Genomic DNA, 15753 nt, shown 5'->3' with positions numbered 1-15753 from the left:
ATCACCGGGCGCTGAGCACCGCCGGCCGCCGTGACGCGATGACCTTGCGGGCCAGGGACTTGGGGCTGGTCAGAAAGCCCCAGCCCCACGACATGTGCATGGTCGCCAGGGCCACCGGGATCTGCAGCCGGGCCTTCAGGGGCAGCCCCCTGCCCGCCGGGACCGAGCCCGCGACGATGGCCGCCAGATAGCCGCCGGGGACGACGAGGGCCCACGGGGTGAGCACCGCGCCGACGACGGCTCCGGCCGCGACGGCGCACAGGGCGGTCGGCGGGGCGAGGTAGCGCAGGTTGATGGAGCCGGAGTGGTAGCGGGCCACGACGTGCCGCCAGCGGCCGTAGTCCTTGTACTGCTTGGCCAGCGCCCGCACGGAGGGCCGCGGACGGTACGAGACCCTCAGCTCGGGCGAGAACCAGATGAGGCCGCCCGCCTCCCTGATCCGGAAGTTCAGCTCCCAGTCCTGGGCGCGGATGAACTCCTCGTTGTAGCCGCCCTGCTGCTCCAGGGCCTCGCGGCGGAACACCCCGAGGTAGACCGTCTCGGCGGGACCGGCCTCGCCGCCCGTGTGGAAGGCGGCGTTGCCGACCCCGATCTTCGAGGTCATCGCGGCGGCCACCGCGTGCTCCCAGTCGTTCTCGCCCTCGGCGTGCATGATGCCGCCGACGTTCTGTGCGCCGGTCTCCTCCAGGAGCCGGACGGCGGTGGCGATGTAGTTCGGCGAGAGCATGCCGTGGCCGTCGACGCGGACCACGATCGGGTGCCGGGAGGCCTTGATCGCCGCGTTCAGCGCGGCGGGGGTACGGCCGGTGGGGTTGGGGACGGTATGCACGCGGGGGTCTTCGGCGACCAGCTCGGCGGCGATCTCGTCCGTGCGGTCCGTGGACGGACCGAGGGCGATCACGACCTCCATCTCGCCGGCGTACTCCTGCGCGAGGATCGCTTGGACGGCCCCGCGCAGATGCCGCTCCTCGTTGAGGACGGGCATGATCACGGAAACAGCGGGGTGTCGCACGTCGGGCTTGGCGTTCATAGGGGGCTCACGTTACCGCGAACGGGGGACACCGGTGCGCGCCGCCGGGGCGTAGCCCCGGGCTGGAGATCGTATCGGCCTACGGTGCTCACGGATCCCGCGTACGGCCTCGTCCGGAGGTGTCCTCTTTGGCCAGCCCGCCCCGGTCCCCTGCCCGCCCGCAGCGCCGACCGCAGCCGCCTCGCCGTGTGCCGCACCCGCCCGAGCGGCCCGTGCGGTCGGTACGGCCGCCCCGGCGGCCCCGGTGGGCGATGCGGGCGGTGAGCACGCTGTCGGTCGTCGTGCTCGCCTCCGCCGGGATCGGGCACGCGGTGATCAGCAGCCTGGACGCGGGGATCGCCCGGGTCGACGCCTTCAAGGACATGAAGAACCGGCCGCGGGCGGGCCAGGGCATGAACATCCTGCTGGTCGGCACCGACGGCCGGGACCGGATCACCGACCGGGAGCGGCGGCAGTACCGGCTGGGCGGGGTGCCCTGCCACTGCACCGACACGATGATGATCGTGCACGTCTCGGACAACCGGGAGCGGGCCACGGTGGTGAGCCTGCCGCGCGACTCCTACGCCGAGGTGCCCGCGCACACCGACGTCCGCTCCAGGCAGCAGCAGGGGCCGCACCCGATCAAGCTCAACGCGGCCTACGCCGAGGGCGGCCCCCAGCTGACCATCCGCACGGTCGAGAACATGACCCATGTGAAGATCGACCACTATCTGGAGGTCGACTTCACCAGCTTCATGCGGACCGTGGACGTCCTCGGCGGGGTGAAGGTCTGCACGACGACCCCGCTGAAGGACTCCTACACCGGCCTCGACCTCGGCCCCGGCACGCACACCCTCAATGGCGGCCAGGCCCTGCAGTACGTGCGGGCCCGGCACGTGGACGTGGCGAGCGACCTCGGCCGGATGAAGCGGCAGCAGCGGTTCCTGGCCGCGCTGATCGAGCGGGCCACCTCCTCCGGGGTGCTGCTGAACCCGATGCGGTTCAGGGACGTGGCCCGCGCGGTGCTCGGCTCGGTCCGCGCCGACGAGGGCTTCGGCACCGACGAGCTGCTCGACCTCGGCCGGGCCATGCGCAACTTCTCCCCGTCCTCCTCCGAGTTCACCACCGTGCCCATCGGGCAGATGAACTACGACGTCAAGGGCATCGGCTCGACCCTGAAGTGGGACCAGGCCAAGGCGGACCGGCTCTTCTCGGCGCTGCGCGACGACAAGCCGCTCACCGTGGACCAGCCGCAGCGCGGCCATGGTCCCGCCCCCGCGCCGGTGGCGCCCGTGGACGTGGATCCGCGGCAGATCCGGGTCCAGGTGGAGAACGGCAGCGGCACGGTCGGCCTCGCCAAGCGCGTCGACGCGGGGCTCGCGGCGACCGGCTTCGCCACGACGCACCTGCCGGTGACGGCCGCCGCGCACGTGCCGCACACCGTGATCTCCTACGACCCCCGCTGGGACCGCTCGGCCCGTGCCCTGGCGGCTGCCCTGCCGGGGGCCGAGCTGCGCGCCGTACCGGGCCAGGGCCCGCTGCTGAGGGTGATCGCCGGGGCGGACTTCAAGGACGTCCACAAGGTCCGCTTCGAGGACCCGGCCCAGCCCGAGCAGACCCCGGTGCGCGGCAGCGAGGTGGTGTGCCCGGGAACCTCCTGAGCGCTCAGTCCTCGAAGCCCTCGGCCGTGCGCTTCTCCCGCAGCTCGCGAATGGCCCGGCGGCGCGCCAGGCGATGGGTGCGGCGGATCTGCGCCTCCTGGTAGCGGCGCCTGTCACGCTCGGTCTCCGGTATCACCGGCGGCACCCGGCGTGGCTTGCCGTCGGCGTCGACGGCCGCGAACACCAGGTAGGCCGAGCCGACCTGGGTGGGCGGGGTCGACTCGTTCCAGCGCTCGGCGAGGACCCGCACGCCGACCTCCATGGAGGTCCGGCCGGTCCAGTTTACCTGCGCCTTCACATGGACCAGGTCACCGACGCGCACCGGCTCCAGGAAGACCATCTCGTCCATCGACGCGGTGACCGCGGGACCGCCGGAGTGCCGGCCCGCCACGGCGCCCGCCGCGTCGTCGACCAGCTTCATGATCACGCCACCGTGCACCGTCCCCAGGAGGTTGGTGTCGTTGTGGGTCATGATGTGGCTGAGGGTGGTGCGCGAGGCGGACGTCGGCTTGCCGGGGATGTCCGGTTCCGTCTCCGGTTCCGCGTCCGTGGCCTGGTCTGTCATGCCCTCCACCTTATGCCGAAGCGACAATCGCGGAATTTGTGTCGGCTTCGCAACAGCGCCGCTGTTATTTTCCGACAGCCCTTGTAAGCCTCACACCGACGCCCTGCACACTGGGGCGCATGAATGACTGGCCCGAGGGATGGTCCGACGACAACCGCGGCCCGCGCTACGGACGCGGCAGTGCCGGCGCACAGCCGGAGAACGCCCGCGTGATGCGTCAGGTGCGGCGTGGCCCGGCGGTACCGCCCGGGCAGCGCTCCTACGGCGACCCCGGCCCGGCGGCGCCGCCGTACGGGGCCGGCGTCCCGCAGCAGCCGTCGTACGTCGACGGCCAGGGATACGACGACGGCGCCGGTTACGACAGCGGCTACAACACCGGGCAGGTGTACGGCGGCGGGCGGCGCGGCGGCGCCGGCTTCGTGCCCAACGACAACGACCCGGACCCGGAGCTCGACCGGTACCGGCCGCGCCCGAACTGGCGGCGCCGGATCAAGTGGACCGTGATCACCCTGGCCACCGTGCTGGTCGTCACGTCCGTCGCGACCTACTTCTGGGCCGACTCCAAGCTGCGCCGCGAGGTCGACCTGTCCAAGGTCATCGACCGGCCGGCGTCGGGCGCCGGCACGAACTACCTGATCGTCGGCTCCGACAGCCGTGAGGGCATGTCCAAGGCGGACGAGAAGAAGCTGCACACGGGCTCCGCCCAGGGCAAGCGCACGGACTCGATGATGATCCTGCACGTCGGCGGCAACGGCGACACGCTGATCTCGCTGCCGCGCGACTCGAACGTGACCGTGCCGTCCTTCAGGGGGTCGTCCGGGAAGCTCTACCCGGCCACGGGCCGGCAGGAGAAGCTCAACGCGACCTACGCCGAGGACGGCCCGACCCTCCTGGTCCGCACGATCGAGGCCAACACGGGTCTGCACATCGACCACTACGTGGAGATCGGCTTCCAGGGCTTCGCGAACATCGTGGACGCGGTCGGCGGGGTCGAGATCAACATCGACAAGGCTTTCAAGGACTCGTACTCGGGCGCCGACTTCAAGGCGGGCAAGCAGACGCTGAACGGCGCGCAGGCCCTCGCCTTCGTCCGCACCCGGCACGCGTTCGCGGCCTCCGACCTGCAGCGCACCAAGAACCAGCAGAAGTTCCTGTCGGCCCTGGCCCACCAGGTGGCCACCCCGTCGACGGTCCTCAACCCCTTCAAGTTCTACCCGGTGATGGGCGCGGGCCTGGACTCCCTGATCGTCGACAAGGACATGTCCCTGTGGGACCTGGGCTCGATGTTCTGGGCGATGAAGGGCGTCCAGGGCGGTGACGGCACCTCCCTGAACATGCCGATCTCCGGCTCCGTCGGCGGCAACCTCGTCTGGGACAAGGCGAAGGTGAAGACGCTGGTGGACGAGCTGAACAACGACCAGAAGGTCACCGTCTCCGGCAACTGAGCGGCCACACGCCGGAGCGAGGGCACCCGTCCGGGTGCCCTCGCTCCGCGTTCAGGCGGGCCTCACATCTTGGCGCCCGCCATGGCGCGGCACATCTCCGCCGCGCGGCGACACGCCTCCGCACAGCGCATCATCTGCGGATCGTCCGGCATCGCCATACACGCCTCGGCGCACATCTCGCACGCCTTGGCGCACATCGCGCACATGTCGCCCGACATGGGCGAGCGGCGCATCATCATGTCGGCGCACATACGGGTCGTCTCGGAGCAGTCCATGAGCGCGCGCATGATCTGCATCTGGGCCTGGCCGCCCATCTGCATGCAGGAGCTCATGGTCTCCTCGCACACGGTGTGCGCGGCCATGCAGGCATTGACGCAGTCCTGCATCTGCTGGGTCATCGGCGTCATCGTTCCCGGCTGGGTCATGGCTCCTCCTGGGAGGCGGGGGCCCGGGGCGGACCCCGTGTGCTTCCGTCCTACGTCGGCCGGACCCGGCCCGCATGTGACCGACCGGTCGTCACGTGCGGCCCAACAGCCGGAAGGCGCCCCGGAGGGCGCCTTCCGAAGAGATCCGAAGTCCCGTGCCGTTACGGCAGGTTGCGGGCCATGACGATCCGCTGGACCTGGTTGGTGCCCTCATAAATCTGCGTGATCTTGGCGTCGCGCATCATGCGCTCCACCGGGTAGTCGCGGGTGTAGCCGTAGCCGCCGAGGAGCTGGACGGCGTCGGTGGTGACCTCCATCGCGACGTCCGAGGCGAAGCACTTGGCGGCGGCGCCCAGGTAGGTGAGGTCGGCATCGCCGCGCTCGGAGGCGGCAGCGGCCTGGTAGGTGAGGGCGCGGGCCGCCGAGATCTTCATCGACATGTCGGCGAGCATGAACTGGATGCCCTGGAAGTCGGCGATGGGCTTGCCGAACTGCTTGCGCTCCTGGACGTAGCCCTTGGCGTAGTCGAAGGCGCCCTGGGCGCAGCCGAGGGCCTGGGCGGCGATGGTGATGCGGGTGTGGTCCAGGGTCTTCATGGCGGTCATGAAGCCCGTGCCCTCCTCGCCGATCATGCGGTCGGCGGGGATGCGGACGTTGTCGAAGTAGACCTCGCGGGTGGGCGAGCCCTTGATGCCGAGCTTCTTCTCCGGGGCGCCGAAGGAGACGCCCTCGTCCGACTTCTCGACGACGAACGCCGAGATGCCCTTCGAGCGCTTGGCGGGGTCGGTCACGGCCATCACCGTGTAGTACTCGGAGACGCCCGCGTTGGTGATCCAGCGCTTCACGCCGTTGAGGATCCAGAAGTCGCCGTCGCGGACCGCCTTGGTCTTCATGCCGGCCGCGTCCGAGCCCGCCTCCGGCTCGGAGAGGCAGTACGAGAACATCGCGTCGCCCTTGGCGAGCGGGGTCAGGTACTTCTTCTTCAGCTCCTCGCCGCCGGAGAGGATCACCGGGAGGGAGCCGAGCTTGTTGACGGCGGGGATGAGGGAGGAGGAGACGCAGGCGCGGGCGACCTCCTCGATCACGATGACCGTGGCGAGCGCGTCGGCGCCGGCGCCGCCGTACTCCTCGGGGACGTGCACCGCGTGCAGGTCGTTGGCCACCAGGGCGTCGAGGGCCTCCTGCGGGAAGCGGGCCTCCTCGTCCACCGCGGCGGCGTACGGCGCGATCTTCGCCTCGACCAGGGAGCGGACGGCGTCCCGGAGCATGTCGTGCTCCTCGGACGGGCGGTACAGGTCGAAGTCAGCCGATCCGGCCACGGTCTCTCACGCTCCAAAGACGCAGTGATACTGACGCTAATTACCGTTAAGTAACTCAAATTTTAGAGGGCCGCCCGGAGGACGCCTACGTGAGCTACACGACAGCGGGGAAATTGCCCGGCGAGGGGCCCGACTATGCTCAGGGGCCGCATCACCGACGTACCCGAGCTGGAGCGCATCCATGAGCCTGAAGATCACCGTGATCGGCACCGGCTACCTCGGCGCCACGCACGCCGCGGCCATGGCCGAGCTCGGCTTCGAGGTGCTGGGACTCGATGTCGTACCCGAGAAGATCGCCATGCTGGAGCGCGGCGAGACGCCCATGTACGAGCCGGGTCTGGAGGAGCTGCTGCGGCGGCACGTCGCCGGTTTCGAGGGGTCCACCGGGCGGCTGCGGTTCACCACCGACTGGGCCGAGGTCGGGGCGTACGGCGACGTGCACTTCGTGTGCGTCAACACCCCGCAGCGGCACGGGGAGTACGCGGCCGACATGTCGTACGTGGACTCCGCCATCTCCTCTCTCGCCCCGCATCTGCACGGTCCGGCCCTGGTCGTCGGCAAGTCGACGGTGCCGGTGGGCTCGGCCGACCGGCTGGCCGGCTATCTGGCCGAGCACGCCCCGGCGGGCGAGGACGCCGAGCTGGCCTGGAACCCGGAGTTCCTGCGCGAGGGCTTCGCCGTCCAGGACACCCTGCACCCGGACCGGATCGTGGCCGGTGTGCGCAGCGAGCGGGCCGAGAAGCTGCTGCGGGAGGTGTACGCGACGCCGATCGGTGAGGGCACGCCGTTCGTCGTGACCGACTTCCCGACCGCCGAGCTGGTGAAGACGGCCGCGAACTCCTTCCTCGCCACCAAGATCTCCTTCATCAACGCGATGGCGGAGGTGTGCGAGGCGGCGGGCGGTGACGTGGCGAGGCTGGCGGAGGCCATCGGGTACGACGACCGGATCGGGTCGAAGTTCCTGCGCGCCGGGATCGGCTTCGGCGGCGGCTGTCTGCCGAAGGACATCCGGGCGTTCATGGCGCGCGCCGGTGAGCTGGGCGCGGACCAGGCGCTGACGTTCCTGCGGGAGATCGACTCCATCAACATGCGCCGGCGCGGCCAGATGGTGGAGATGACCCGGGAGGCGCTCGGCGGCGGCTCCTTCCTCGGCAAGCGGGTCGCGGTGCTCGGCGCCACGTTCAAGCCCGACTCGGACGACGTGCGCGACTCGCCCGCGCTGAACGTGGCCGGCCAGATCCACCTCCAGGGCGGCCAGGTCACCGTGTACGACCCGAAGGGCATGGACAACGCCCGCAAGGTCTTCCCCACCCTGGGCTACGCCGGTTCCGCGCTGGAGGCCGTGCGGAGCGCCGACGTCGTCCTGCACCTCACCGAGTGGCGGGAGTTCCGCGAGCTGGACCCGGCGGCCCTCGGCGAGGTCGCAGCGGCCCGGCTGATCCTGGACGGCCGCAACGCCCTCGACCCGGAGCTGTGGCGCCGGGCGGGCTGGACGTACCGGGCGATGGGCCGCCCGACCGCATAGAGCAGGCGGGTGACGCCGGTTCGGCCGAGGCTCAGTCGGCCGAACCGGCGTCTTTCCGTATTCTGCACCACCGGACACATACGTGGCCGGTGAACTGCCTGTGTGCTACCCCTCTTTGGCCCGGTAGCGGCGCATCTTCGCCCGTGCCCCGCACACCTGCATGGAGCACCAGCGGCCGCGTCCGGCCGGGCTGCGGTCGTAGTAGGCCCAGTGGCAGTCGGGGGCCTCGCAGGCCTTCAGCCGCATCCAGGTTCCCTGCATCAGTCCCTCGGCGACGGCGGCGGCGACACGGGAGAGCAGCGGCGCGTCCGGGGCCGGGGCGAGGGCCGCGGAGCCGTCGCGCGCGTCCACGGCGACGTACAGGGGCGCGCGGGAGAGCAGCTCGCCGAGCTGGGTCACCTCGCGGTGCGGCGGATGCCCGGCGTGCGCGAGCAGCGCCGCCCGCAGCGACTCCCGCAGTTCCCGCGCCTCCTCCACCGTGTCCTCGGTGACCCCGAAGCGCCCCCTGCCCTCCTCGGTGTCCAGCGTGTCGGCGCCGGTCCGGATGTCCGAAAGCGTGTTGACCAGGGACTCGATCAGCGCCAGGGCTCCGGGGGCGGCCGATCTCTCATTCATGGTTGCGACGTTACCCCCAATACGGGAGCATGCAGTAACCGTTACCGGTTACCCGGCTCTACGGGTAACTCTGCCCGTGACCCAAGGAGGTAGTCATGGCTCTCGCCGAGCTCGGTGTCGTGGTGGTGGACTGTCCCGATCCCCGTGCGCTGGCCGGCTTCTACGCCGGAGTGCTGGGCGGCACGGTGGAGGGGGACGGCGAGTGGGTGGACCTGAAGGTGCCCGGCGGGCCGGCGCTGGCCTTCCAGCAGGCGCCGGGGTTCGTGCCGCCGAAGTGGCCCGCGCCGGACGCCTCGCAGCAGTTCCATCTGGACCTGGTGGTGCAGGACCTCGACGCGGCGGAGAAGGGGGTGCTGGAACTGGGGGCGCGGCCGCTGGACGCCGGGGACCGCGAGCGGACCTTCCGTGTGTACGCCGACCCCGCGGGGCACCCGTTCTGTCTGTGCGCCTGCTGAGCCGGTGCGCCTGCTGACATCGAGGAGGATCCCATGGCGTCCGTCGCCCGTCTCCGTTCCGTCGTGCTCGACTGTCCCGATCCGCACGCACTGGCCGCCTTCTACGCGGCGGTGGCCGGGGGCACCCCGGACGCCGAGGACGACGACTGGGTCGTCCTGAAGGTGCCGGACGGGCCGCGGCTGGCCTTCCAGCGGGCCGAGGGGTACACCGCGCCCGAGTGGCCGCGCGCGGACGTGAACGGCCAGCAGTTCCATCTCGACTTCGACGCCGGCCGGACCTGGGCGGAGGTCGACGCGGCCCATGAGCGGGTGCTGGCGCTGGGCGCCCGCCCGCTGGATCTGGAGGACCGGGAGAAGAAGGACTTCCAGGTCTACGCCGACCCGGCCGGGCATCCGTTCTGCCTGTGCCGGATCGATCATCCGTGACGCCCTGATCAGGGGGCGTCCAGCTCCCCGATCTTCGGGTTCGACACCTCCCGGCGGTGCTGTGCCGCCCTCGCCGTGAAGTCCGCGCTGCGCAGCACCCGTTGGACGTTGCCCCAGGTCAGCTGGGCCAGCTCGGTCTCGGACCAGTCGCGCCGGAGGAGTTCGGCGATCAGGCGGGGGTAGCGGGAGGCGTCGGCGAGGTCGCGGGGGTGGTCGGCACCGGAGTCGTAGGCGCCGGACAGGCCCACGCACTCCGGGCCGGCCATGTCGCGGACGTGGTCCAGGTGGTCGGCGACGTCCTGGACCGTCGGCCCGGTCTGCTCGGCGGTCAGCGGCACCAGGCACAGGCCCTTCGCCGCGCCCAGTGCGGTGAGCAGCTCGTCGGGCAGGTTGGCCGGGTGCGGGCGCAGGGCGCCGGCGGCGGAGCGGGTGCACAGCACCGGGGTCTTGGACAGCGCGAGGGCGCGTTCGGCGGTGGCCCGCGAGGCACCGGAGACATCGGCGACCACCCCGAGCCGGTTCATCTCGCGCACCACCTCCTCGCCGAACCGGGTCAGGCCCCGCTCCCCCGCCCAGGCCGTGCCCGCGAGCGTGAGCACGCGCAGGCCGAGACCGTGCAGGACGCGCAGGATGCCCAGGGAGTCGTCGAGCGCGGTGGCGTGGGCGGGGCCCAGCACCACGGCGATCCGGCCGCAGTTGCGGGCGTCGATGATCTGCCCGGCGGTGCGCACCAGGCGCAGGCCCTCCGGATGGGCGTCGATCACCGAGCGGGCCTGGTCCAGCTGTTCCAGGGTGGCGGCCGTCGCGCGGTCGCCGGCGGGGCCCTCGGGCAGGTGCAGTGACCAGAACAGCGCGCCCACGTGCCCCTCTCGCAGCCGGGGTATGTCGGTGTCGATGGCCGCCTCGCCCAGCTCCAGGTCGTACCAGGGCAGCCGGCGCAGGGCCCACGGCAGCGCGTTGTAGCCGTCGGCCACCGGGTGGACGGCCAGCAGGGCGTGGGCCCGCCGCAGCGACGCGGGCTCGGTGGGGAAGGGGTCGTCCGGCAGGCCGTCGTCCTCGCCGACCTCGGTCGGGGTGGGGATGTCGTCCTGGAGGTCGGCCATGGCGGGCTCCGTACGTCGTCGCGGCCCACGCAGGTCGTGAGCCACGTCGGGCTGGGGCGTATCGCCACCGTCGCACGGAGGCCAGGACGGCTTCCTGGTGAGTGGGGCGTTCGGGGGTACGGCAGCTCAGGCGTCCCGGGCCGTGCGGATCACCTCGTCCAGGGTCTCCCGGGAGCGGCGCAGATCGGCGATCATGCGGTCGATCCGGTCCCGCTCGGCGGTCAGGTCCCGCACCAGGCGCGGGGTGGCGATCGCGGAGGGGCCGCCGTCCCGGTCGCGCATACAGGGCAGCAGCTGCCGGATCTTCTCGCTGTGCAGCCCGGCCGCGTACAGCTCCTGGATGCGGATGACCCGGTCGACGGCCCACTCCGGGTAGTCGCGGTGGCCGCCGGGGGTGCGCTCGGCGGTGAGCAGCCCCTGGGTCTCGTAGTAGCGCAGCGACCGCTCGCTCACGCCGGTGCGCCGGGCCAGTTCACCGATCCGCATGTCCGCCTCCGCGTGTCCGACTCCGCGTGCCCGCCTCGCCGACGAGGGCTTGAATCTCACATCAGTGTCAAGTTCTACCGTGCCGGCATGACGCAGACAACGGACTTCACGGACTCCACGGACTTCCTGGCCCCGGCGCGGCTCGGCCGGCTCGACCTCCCCCACCACCTCGTGATGGCCCCGCTGACCCGCAACCGCGCGGAAGCCGACGGCACACCGACGGACCTCATGGTCACGCACTACGCCCAGCGTGCCGCCGCCGGACTGATCATCGCCGAGGGCTCCACGCCCAACGCGGTCGGGCAGACGTACCCGGACATCACCGCGATCCACACCGACCGGCACACCGTCGGCTGGCGGCGGGTCACGGACGCGGTGCGGGCGGCCGGCGGGCGGATGTTCCTGCAGCTCCAGCACGGCGGCCGGGTCAGCCATCCGGCGACCACCGGCCTCACGCCGGTCGCTCCCTCCCCCGTCCCGCTGCCGGAGACGATCTTCACCCCGCGGGGCCACCTGCGGGCCGCCGTCCCGCGCGAGATGAGCGCGGACGACATCCGCGCCACGATCGCCGACTTCGCCGCCGCCGCGCGCCGGGCCGTCGACGCGGGCTTCGAGGGCGTGGAGGTGCACTCGGCCAACGGGATGCTGCTGCACCAGTTCCTCGCGGACAACACCAACCGCCGCACCGACGGCTACGGCGGCCCGGCCCGGCGGCGGGTGCGCTTCGCGGCGGAGGTGACCGAGGCGGTGGCCGACGCGATCGGCGCGGACCGGGTGGGCATCCGGATCTCCCCCGCGAGCACGGTCAACGGCGTCCTGGAGGAGGACACCGAGGGCCTGTACGCCGCGCTCCTGGACCGGCTGAAGGGGCTGGACCTCGCCTATGTGCACCTGGTGCGCTCCGACCCGGCCACCGGCTGGTACCGGCGGATCCGCGCCGACTGGCCCGGCGTCCTGATCGGCAACCCGGACCTGACCGACCTGTCCACGCAGGCCGTCGCCCGGGCCGCGCGGGAGATGCTGGCGGCCGGCGCCGACCTGGTGGCGCTCGGCCGGCCGTTCCTCGCCAACCCGGACCTGGTCGAGCGGCTGCGCCTCGGCGCACCCCTCAACCCGGTCCGGGACCGGTACTTCATGTACGTGGGCGGGACGGAGGGGTACAACGACTACCCCACCCTGGCCGGTCAGCCGTCCAGCGACTCGATCGTGGCGTTGGACGGGGCGCGGGTGGCCTGAAGGTCGCGGGCCACGTCCTCCGCGGCGCCCAGGACCCGCACCGCGTTCTGCCAGGTCAGCTTGGCCAGGTCGGCCTTGGACCAGCCGCGGTCGAGCAGCTCGGCGAGGAGGTTGGGGTAGCCGGAGACGTCGCCGAGGCCGTCGGGGGTGAACGCGGTGCCGTCGTAGTCGCCGCCGATGCCCAGGTGGTCGACGCCGGCGACCTCGCGCATGTGGTCCAGGTGGTCCGCGACGGTGGACACCGTGGCGATCGGGCGCGGGTTGCGCTCCTCGAAGGCCTCGTGGATCTTCATCGCCTCGGGGCTGGTGTCGAGGTGGTGCAGACCGTGGGCGCGCATGTTGTCGTCGGCCGCGGCCGTCCAGTCGACGGCCGCCTGGAGCACGAACTTCGGCACGAACGTCACCATCGCCACGCCGCCGTTGGCGCGCAGCCGCTCCAGGACGTCGTCGGGGATGTTGCGCGGGTGGTCGCACACGGCCCGCGCGGAGGAGTGCGAGAAGATCACCGGCGCGGACGTGGTGTCCAGCGCGGCCCGCATGGTCTCGGGGGCCACGTGGGAGAGGTCGACCAGCATGCCGAGGCGGTTCATCTCCCGCACCACCTCGCGCCCGAAGGCCGACAGACCGCCGACCTTCGGCTCGTCCGTCGCGGAGTCCGCCCAGTCGTTGTTGTCGTTGTGGGTGAGCGTCATGTAGCGCACGCCCAGCTCGTACAGACCGCGCAGGGTGCCCAGGGAGTTGTCGATCGAGTGACCGCCCTCCGCGCCCATGAGGGAGGCGATACGGCCCTCCGCGCGCGCCGCCTCCATGTCGGCGGCGGTCAGCGCGGCCCGCAGATCGGCGGGGTACCGGGCGATCAACTGCCGTACGCAGTCGATCTGTTCGAGGGTCGCCGGCACGGCCCCGGGCAGGTCCGAGCGCACGTACACCGACCAGTACTGCGCCCCGACCCCGCCCTCGCGCAGCCGCGGGATGTCGGTGTGCAGATGGGCGTCCTGCCGTACGGCGATGTCGCGGGCCGCGAGGTCGTAGCGGACCTGTTGGCGCAGCGCCCACGGCAGGTCGTTGTGGCCGTCGACGACCGGGAACTCGCGCAGCAGGGACCGGGCTTCGTCGGTTGAGGTCATTACCTGTTACTTCCCGAAGCCGAAGCCGCTCGACCCCTCGACTTTCGAGCGCAGCCGCTTGCCCTTCTCCGTGGCCTGGTCGTTGAGGTCCTGCTGGAAGTCGCGCATCTTGTGCAGCAGGTCCTCGTCGTGCGCGGCGAGGATGCGGGCCGCGAGGAGACCGGCGTTGCGGGCACCGGCGACGGAGACGGTGGCGACCGGGACCCCGGCCGGCATCTGCACGATGGACAGCAGCGAGTCCATGCCGTCCAGGTACTTCAGCGGCACCGGCACGCCGATGACCGGCAGCGGGGTGACGGAGGCGAGCATGCCGGGCAGATGGGCGGCACCGCCCGCACCGGCGATGATCACCTTCAGGCCGCGGTCGGCGGCCTGCTCGCCGTACGTGATCATCTCGCGCGGCATGCGGTGGGCGGAGACGACGTCGACCTCGTAGGCGATCTCGAACTCGTCCAGGGCCTTGGCGGCGGCCTCCATGACGGGCCAGTCGGAGTCCGACCCCATGACGATGCCAACAACAGGGCTCATTCGGTGATCGTGCCTCTCAGGTATCCGGCTGCGTGACGGGCGCGCTCCAGCACGTCGTCCAGGTCGTCGCCGTAGGTGTTGACGTGGCCGACCTTGCGGCCGGGCTTCACGTCCTTGCCGTACATGTGGATCTTGAGCTTGGGGTCGCGGGCCATGCAGTGCAAGTACGCGGAGTACATGTCCGGGTAGTCGCCGCCCAGGACGTTGACCATCACCGTCCACGGGGCACGCGCGCGGGGGTCGCCGAGGGGCAGGTCGAGGACCGCGCGGACGTGGTTGGCGAACTGCGAGGTGATCGCGCCGTCCTGGGTCCAGTGGCCCGAGTTGTGCGGGCGCATCGCCAGCTCGTTGACCAGGATGCGGCCGTCGCGGGTCTGGAACAGCTCGACGGCGAGGTGGCCGACGACACCGAGTTCCTTGGCGATGGTCAGGGCCATCTGCTCGGCCTTGAGCGCCAGGGCCTCGTCCAGGTCGGGGGCCGGGGCTATGACGGTGTCGCACACGCCGTCCACCTGCCGCGATTCCACCACCGGGTAGGCGACGGCCTGGCCGTGCGGGGAGCGTACGACGTTGGCCGCGAGCTCGCGGACGTAGTCGACCTTCTCCTCGGCGAGCACCGGGACGCCCGCCCGGAACGGGTCCATGGCCTCCTCGGCGGACTCCACGACCCACACGCCCTTGCCGTCGTAGCCACCGCGCACGGTCTTCAGGACGACCGGGAAGCCGTCCCCCTCCGCCGCGAACCGGACCACGTCCTCCGGATCGGCGACGATCCGGTGCCGCGGGCACGGGATGCCGATGAGGTCGAGCTTCGCACGCATCACGCCCTTGTCCTGGGCGTGCACCAGCGCGTCGGGCCCCGGACGCACGGGGATGCCGTCCGCCTCCAGGGCCCTGAGGTGCTCGGTGGGTACATGTTCGTGATCGAAGGTGATCACATCGCACCCGCGCGCGAACTCGCGCAGCGTGTCCAGGTCGCGATAGTCGCCGATGACGACATCGTTCACGACCTGCGCCGCGGAATCCTGAGGAGTGTCACTGAGAAGCTTGAACCTGATGCCCAACGGGATGCCCGCCTCGTGCGTCATACGCGCGAGCTGCCCCCCGCCGACCATGCCGACTACCGGGAACGTCACACCCCTAGCGTATCGGCCACGCGGGGGCGACCGGATCGCGTCCCTCGGAGGAACTCTTACCGGTCGCTTTCCGCCCTCTTTCCGATCTGTTTCCCGGTCTTGGCCTTGTGCACAGGCGACAGGGGGTTCACCCGGATAGCATGGCTGGGCTGACGAAACCTACCGACGGGAGCTGCACAGCCATGGAACCTCGTTCCTCGGGGCTGCAACGGCTCGTACGCGAGGTGGCCAAGTTCGGCACCGTCGGCGTCGCGGGCATCTTCGTGAACCTCGGCGTCTTCAACCTCGTCCGGCACGTCTCCGACCTGCCGGTGGTACGCGCCAGCATCATCGCGACCATAGTCGCCATCGCCTTCAACTACGTCGGTTTCCGTTACTGGACGTACCGGGACCGCGACAAGGGCGGCCGCACCAAGGAGCTCACGCTCTTCCTGTTCTTCAGCGCGATCGGCCTGGTGATCGAGAACGGCGTGCTGTACGCGGCGACCTACGGCTTCGGCTGGGACAGCCCGCTGCAGAGCAACGTCTTCAAGTTCGTCGGCATCGGCGTCGCGACGCTCTTCCGCTTCTGGTCGTACCGCACCTGGGTGTTCCGCGTGCAGCCGACGCAGGAGGCGGAGTCGATCCTGGTGGCCGAGTCGAAGCGGCCGCACACGGAACCCGAGCCGAAGTCGCAGCGGGTTCCGTAACCC

General features: G+C 71.2%; 17 protein-coding genes. 7 read left to right on the top strand and 10 right to left on the bottom strand.

Features of this window, described 5'->3' with window-relative positions; genetic code table 11:
* Position 1: 1 nt before the first annotated feature.
* Positions 2 to 1030: a glycosyltransferase family 2 protein gene (locus tag FB563_RS18405; protein ID WP_055706527.1), complete on the bottom strand. Its 1029-nt coding sequence runs from the start codon at positions 1028 to 1030 to the stop codon at positions 2 to 4.
* A gap of 128 nt (positions 1031 to 1158) precedes the next feature.
* Between FB563_RS18405 and FB563_RS18400 the strand changes: the two genes are divergently transcribed.
* Entirely contained in the window at positions 1159 to 2670 is a 1512-nt protein-coding gene (locus FB563_RS18400; protein ID WP_435015274.1) for an LCP family protein, read from the top strand.
* 4 nt (positions 2671 to 2674) lie between these two features.
* Here the strand turns inward: FB563_RS18400 and FB563_RS18395 are convergent, their stop codons facing one another.
* Positions 2675 to 3235: an acyl-CoA thioesterase gene (locus FB563_RS18395; RefSeq protein ID WP_055706525.1), complete on the bottom strand. Its 561-nt coding sequence runs from the start codon at positions 3233 to 3235 to the stop codon at positions 2675 to 2677.
* A gap of 119 nt (positions 3236 to 3354) precedes the next feature.
* Between FB563_RS18395 and FB563_RS18390 the strand changes: the two genes are divergently transcribed.
* Positions 3355 to 4680 carry an LCP family protein gene (locus FB563_RS18390; RefSeq protein ID WP_199832829.1) on the top strand — a complete coding sequence of 442 codons (1326 nt, stop codon included), beginning with the start codon at positions 3355 to 3357 and terminating at the stop codon, positions 4678 to 4680.
* 62 nt (positions 4681 to 4742) lie between these two features.
* On the opposite strand, the gene FB563_RS18385 is transcribed toward FB563_RS18390, so the two are convergent.
* Positions 4743 to 5105 (bottom strand): four-helix bundle copper-binding protein, encoded by a 363-nt coding sequence (locus tag FB563_RS18385; protein WP_055706524.1) that lies wholly within the window; start codon positions 5103 to 5105, stop codon positions 4743 to 4745.
* A gap of 161 nt (positions 5106 to 5266) precedes the next feature.
* The gene (locus FB563_RS18380) at positions 5267 to 6424 is read right to left on the bottom strand and encodes an acyl-CoA dehydrogenase family protein (RefSeq protein WP_055706523.1); all 1158 of its coding nucleotides are present in this window, start codon (positions 6422 to 6424) and stop codon (positions 5267 to 5269) included.
* Positions 6425 to 6605: 181 nt separating this feature from the next.
* Here FB563_RS18380 and FB563_RS18375 point away from each other — a divergent pair, with 181 nt between their 5' ends.
* Positions 6606 to 7949, top strand: coding sequence for a UDP-glucose dehydrogenase family protein (locus tag FB563_RS18375; RefSeq protein ID WP_055706522.1), 1344 nt, complete (start codon positions 6606 to 6608; stop codon positions 7947 to 7949).
* 105 nt (positions 7950 to 8054) lie between these two features.
* Here FB563_RS18375 and FB563_RS18370 read toward each other — a convergent pair whose 3' ends face one another.
* Positions 8055 to 8564 (bottom strand): CGNR zinc finger domain-containing protein, encoded by a 510-nt coding sequence (locus tag FB563_RS18370; protein WP_055706521.1) that lies wholly within the window; start codon positions 8562 to 8564, stop codon positions 8055 to 8057.
* A 95-nt stretch (positions 8565 to 8659) separates the two neighbouring features.
* Between FB563_RS18370 and FB563_RS18365 the strand changes: the two genes are divergently transcribed.
* Positions 8660 to 9019 (top strand): VOC family protein, encoded by a 360-nt coding sequence (locus FB563_RS18365; RefSeq protein WP_055706520.1) that lies wholly within the window; start codon positions 8660 to 8662, stop codon positions 9017 to 9019.
* 33 nt (positions 9020 to 9052) lie between these two features.
* Positions 9053 to 9445 (top strand): VOC family protein, encoded by a 393-nt coding sequence (locus FB563_RS18360; protein WP_055706519.1) that lies wholly within the window; start codon positions 9053 to 9055, stop codon positions 9443 to 9445.
* Between the two features lie 8 nt (positions 9446 to 9453).
* On the opposite strand, the gene FB563_RS18355 is transcribed toward FB563_RS18360, so the two are convergent.
* Both FB563_RS18355 and FB563_RS18350 read right to left on the bottom strand, forming a co-directional pair.
* On the bottom strand, positions 9454 to 10548 hold the full coding sequence (locus tag FB563_RS18355) for a dipeptidase (RefSeq protein ID WP_055706518.1): 1095 nt from the start codon (positions 10546 to 10548) through the stop codon (positions 9454 to 9456).
* Between the two features lie 126 nt (positions 10549 to 10674).
* Entirely contained in the window at positions 10675 to 11034 is a 360-nt protein-coding gene (locus FB563_RS18350; protein WP_055706517.1) for a MerR family transcriptional regulator, read from the bottom strand.
* An 87-nt stretch (positions 11035 to 11121) separates the two neighbouring features.
* On the opposite strand from FB563_RS18350, the gene FB563_RS18345 reads away from it, so the two are divergent.
* Entirely contained in the window at positions 11122 to 12270 is a 1149-nt protein-coding gene (locus FB563_RS18345) for an alkene reductase (protein WP_055706516.1), read from the top strand.
* Here FB563_RS18345 and FB563_RS18340 read toward each other — a convergent pair.
* Genes FB563_RS18340 through FB563_RS18330 form a run of 3 tightly spaced genes read right to left on the bottom strand, consistent with a single transcriptional unit; the run spans position 12219 to position 15061 of the window.
* Positions 12219 to 13397 carry a dipeptidase gene (locus tag FB563_RS18340; protein ID WP_055706515.1) on the bottom strand — a complete coding sequence of 393 codons (1179 nt, stop codon included), beginning with the start codon at positions 13395 to 13397 and terminating at the stop codon, positions 12219 to 12221. The genes FB563_RS18345 and FB563_RS18340 overlap by 52 nt on opposite strands.
* 6 nt (positions 13398 to 13403) lie before the next feature.
* Complete coding sequence (gene purE, locus FB563_RS18335; RefSeq protein WP_079048792.1) at positions 13404 to 13925, bottom strand: 5-(carboxyamino)imidazole ribonucleotide mutase; 522 nt, start codon at positions 13923 to 13925, stop codon at positions 13404 to 13406.
* The gene (locus tag FB563_RS18330; RefSeq protein WP_055706513.1) at positions 13922 to 15061 is read right to left on the bottom strand and encodes a 5-(carboxyamino)imidazole ribonucleotide synthase; all 1140 of its coding nucleotides are present in this window, start codon (positions 15059 to 15061) and stop codon (positions 13922 to 13924) included. Before FB563_RS18330 ends, purE begins: the two co-directional genes overlap by 4 nt.
* A gap of 182 nt (positions 15062 to 15243) precedes the next feature.
* Between FB563_RS18330 and FB563_RS18325 the strand changes: the two genes are divergently transcribed.
* On the top strand, positions 15244 to 15750 hold the full coding sequence (locus FB563_RS18325; RefSeq protein WP_055706512.1) for a GtrA family protein: 507 nt from the start codon (positions 15244 to 15246) through the stop codon (positions 15748 to 15750).
* The last annotated feature ends 3 nt before the right edge of the window (positions 15751 to 15753 follow it).

Source organism: Streptomyces puniciscabiei, assembly GCF_006715785.1.
GTDB lineage: Bacteria > Actinomycetota > Actinomycetes > Streptomycetales > Streptomycetaceae > Streptomyces > Streptomyces puniciscabiei.
Note: the sequence above shows the minus strand (reverse complement) of the source record. Positions and strands in the feature narration are given on the sequence as shown.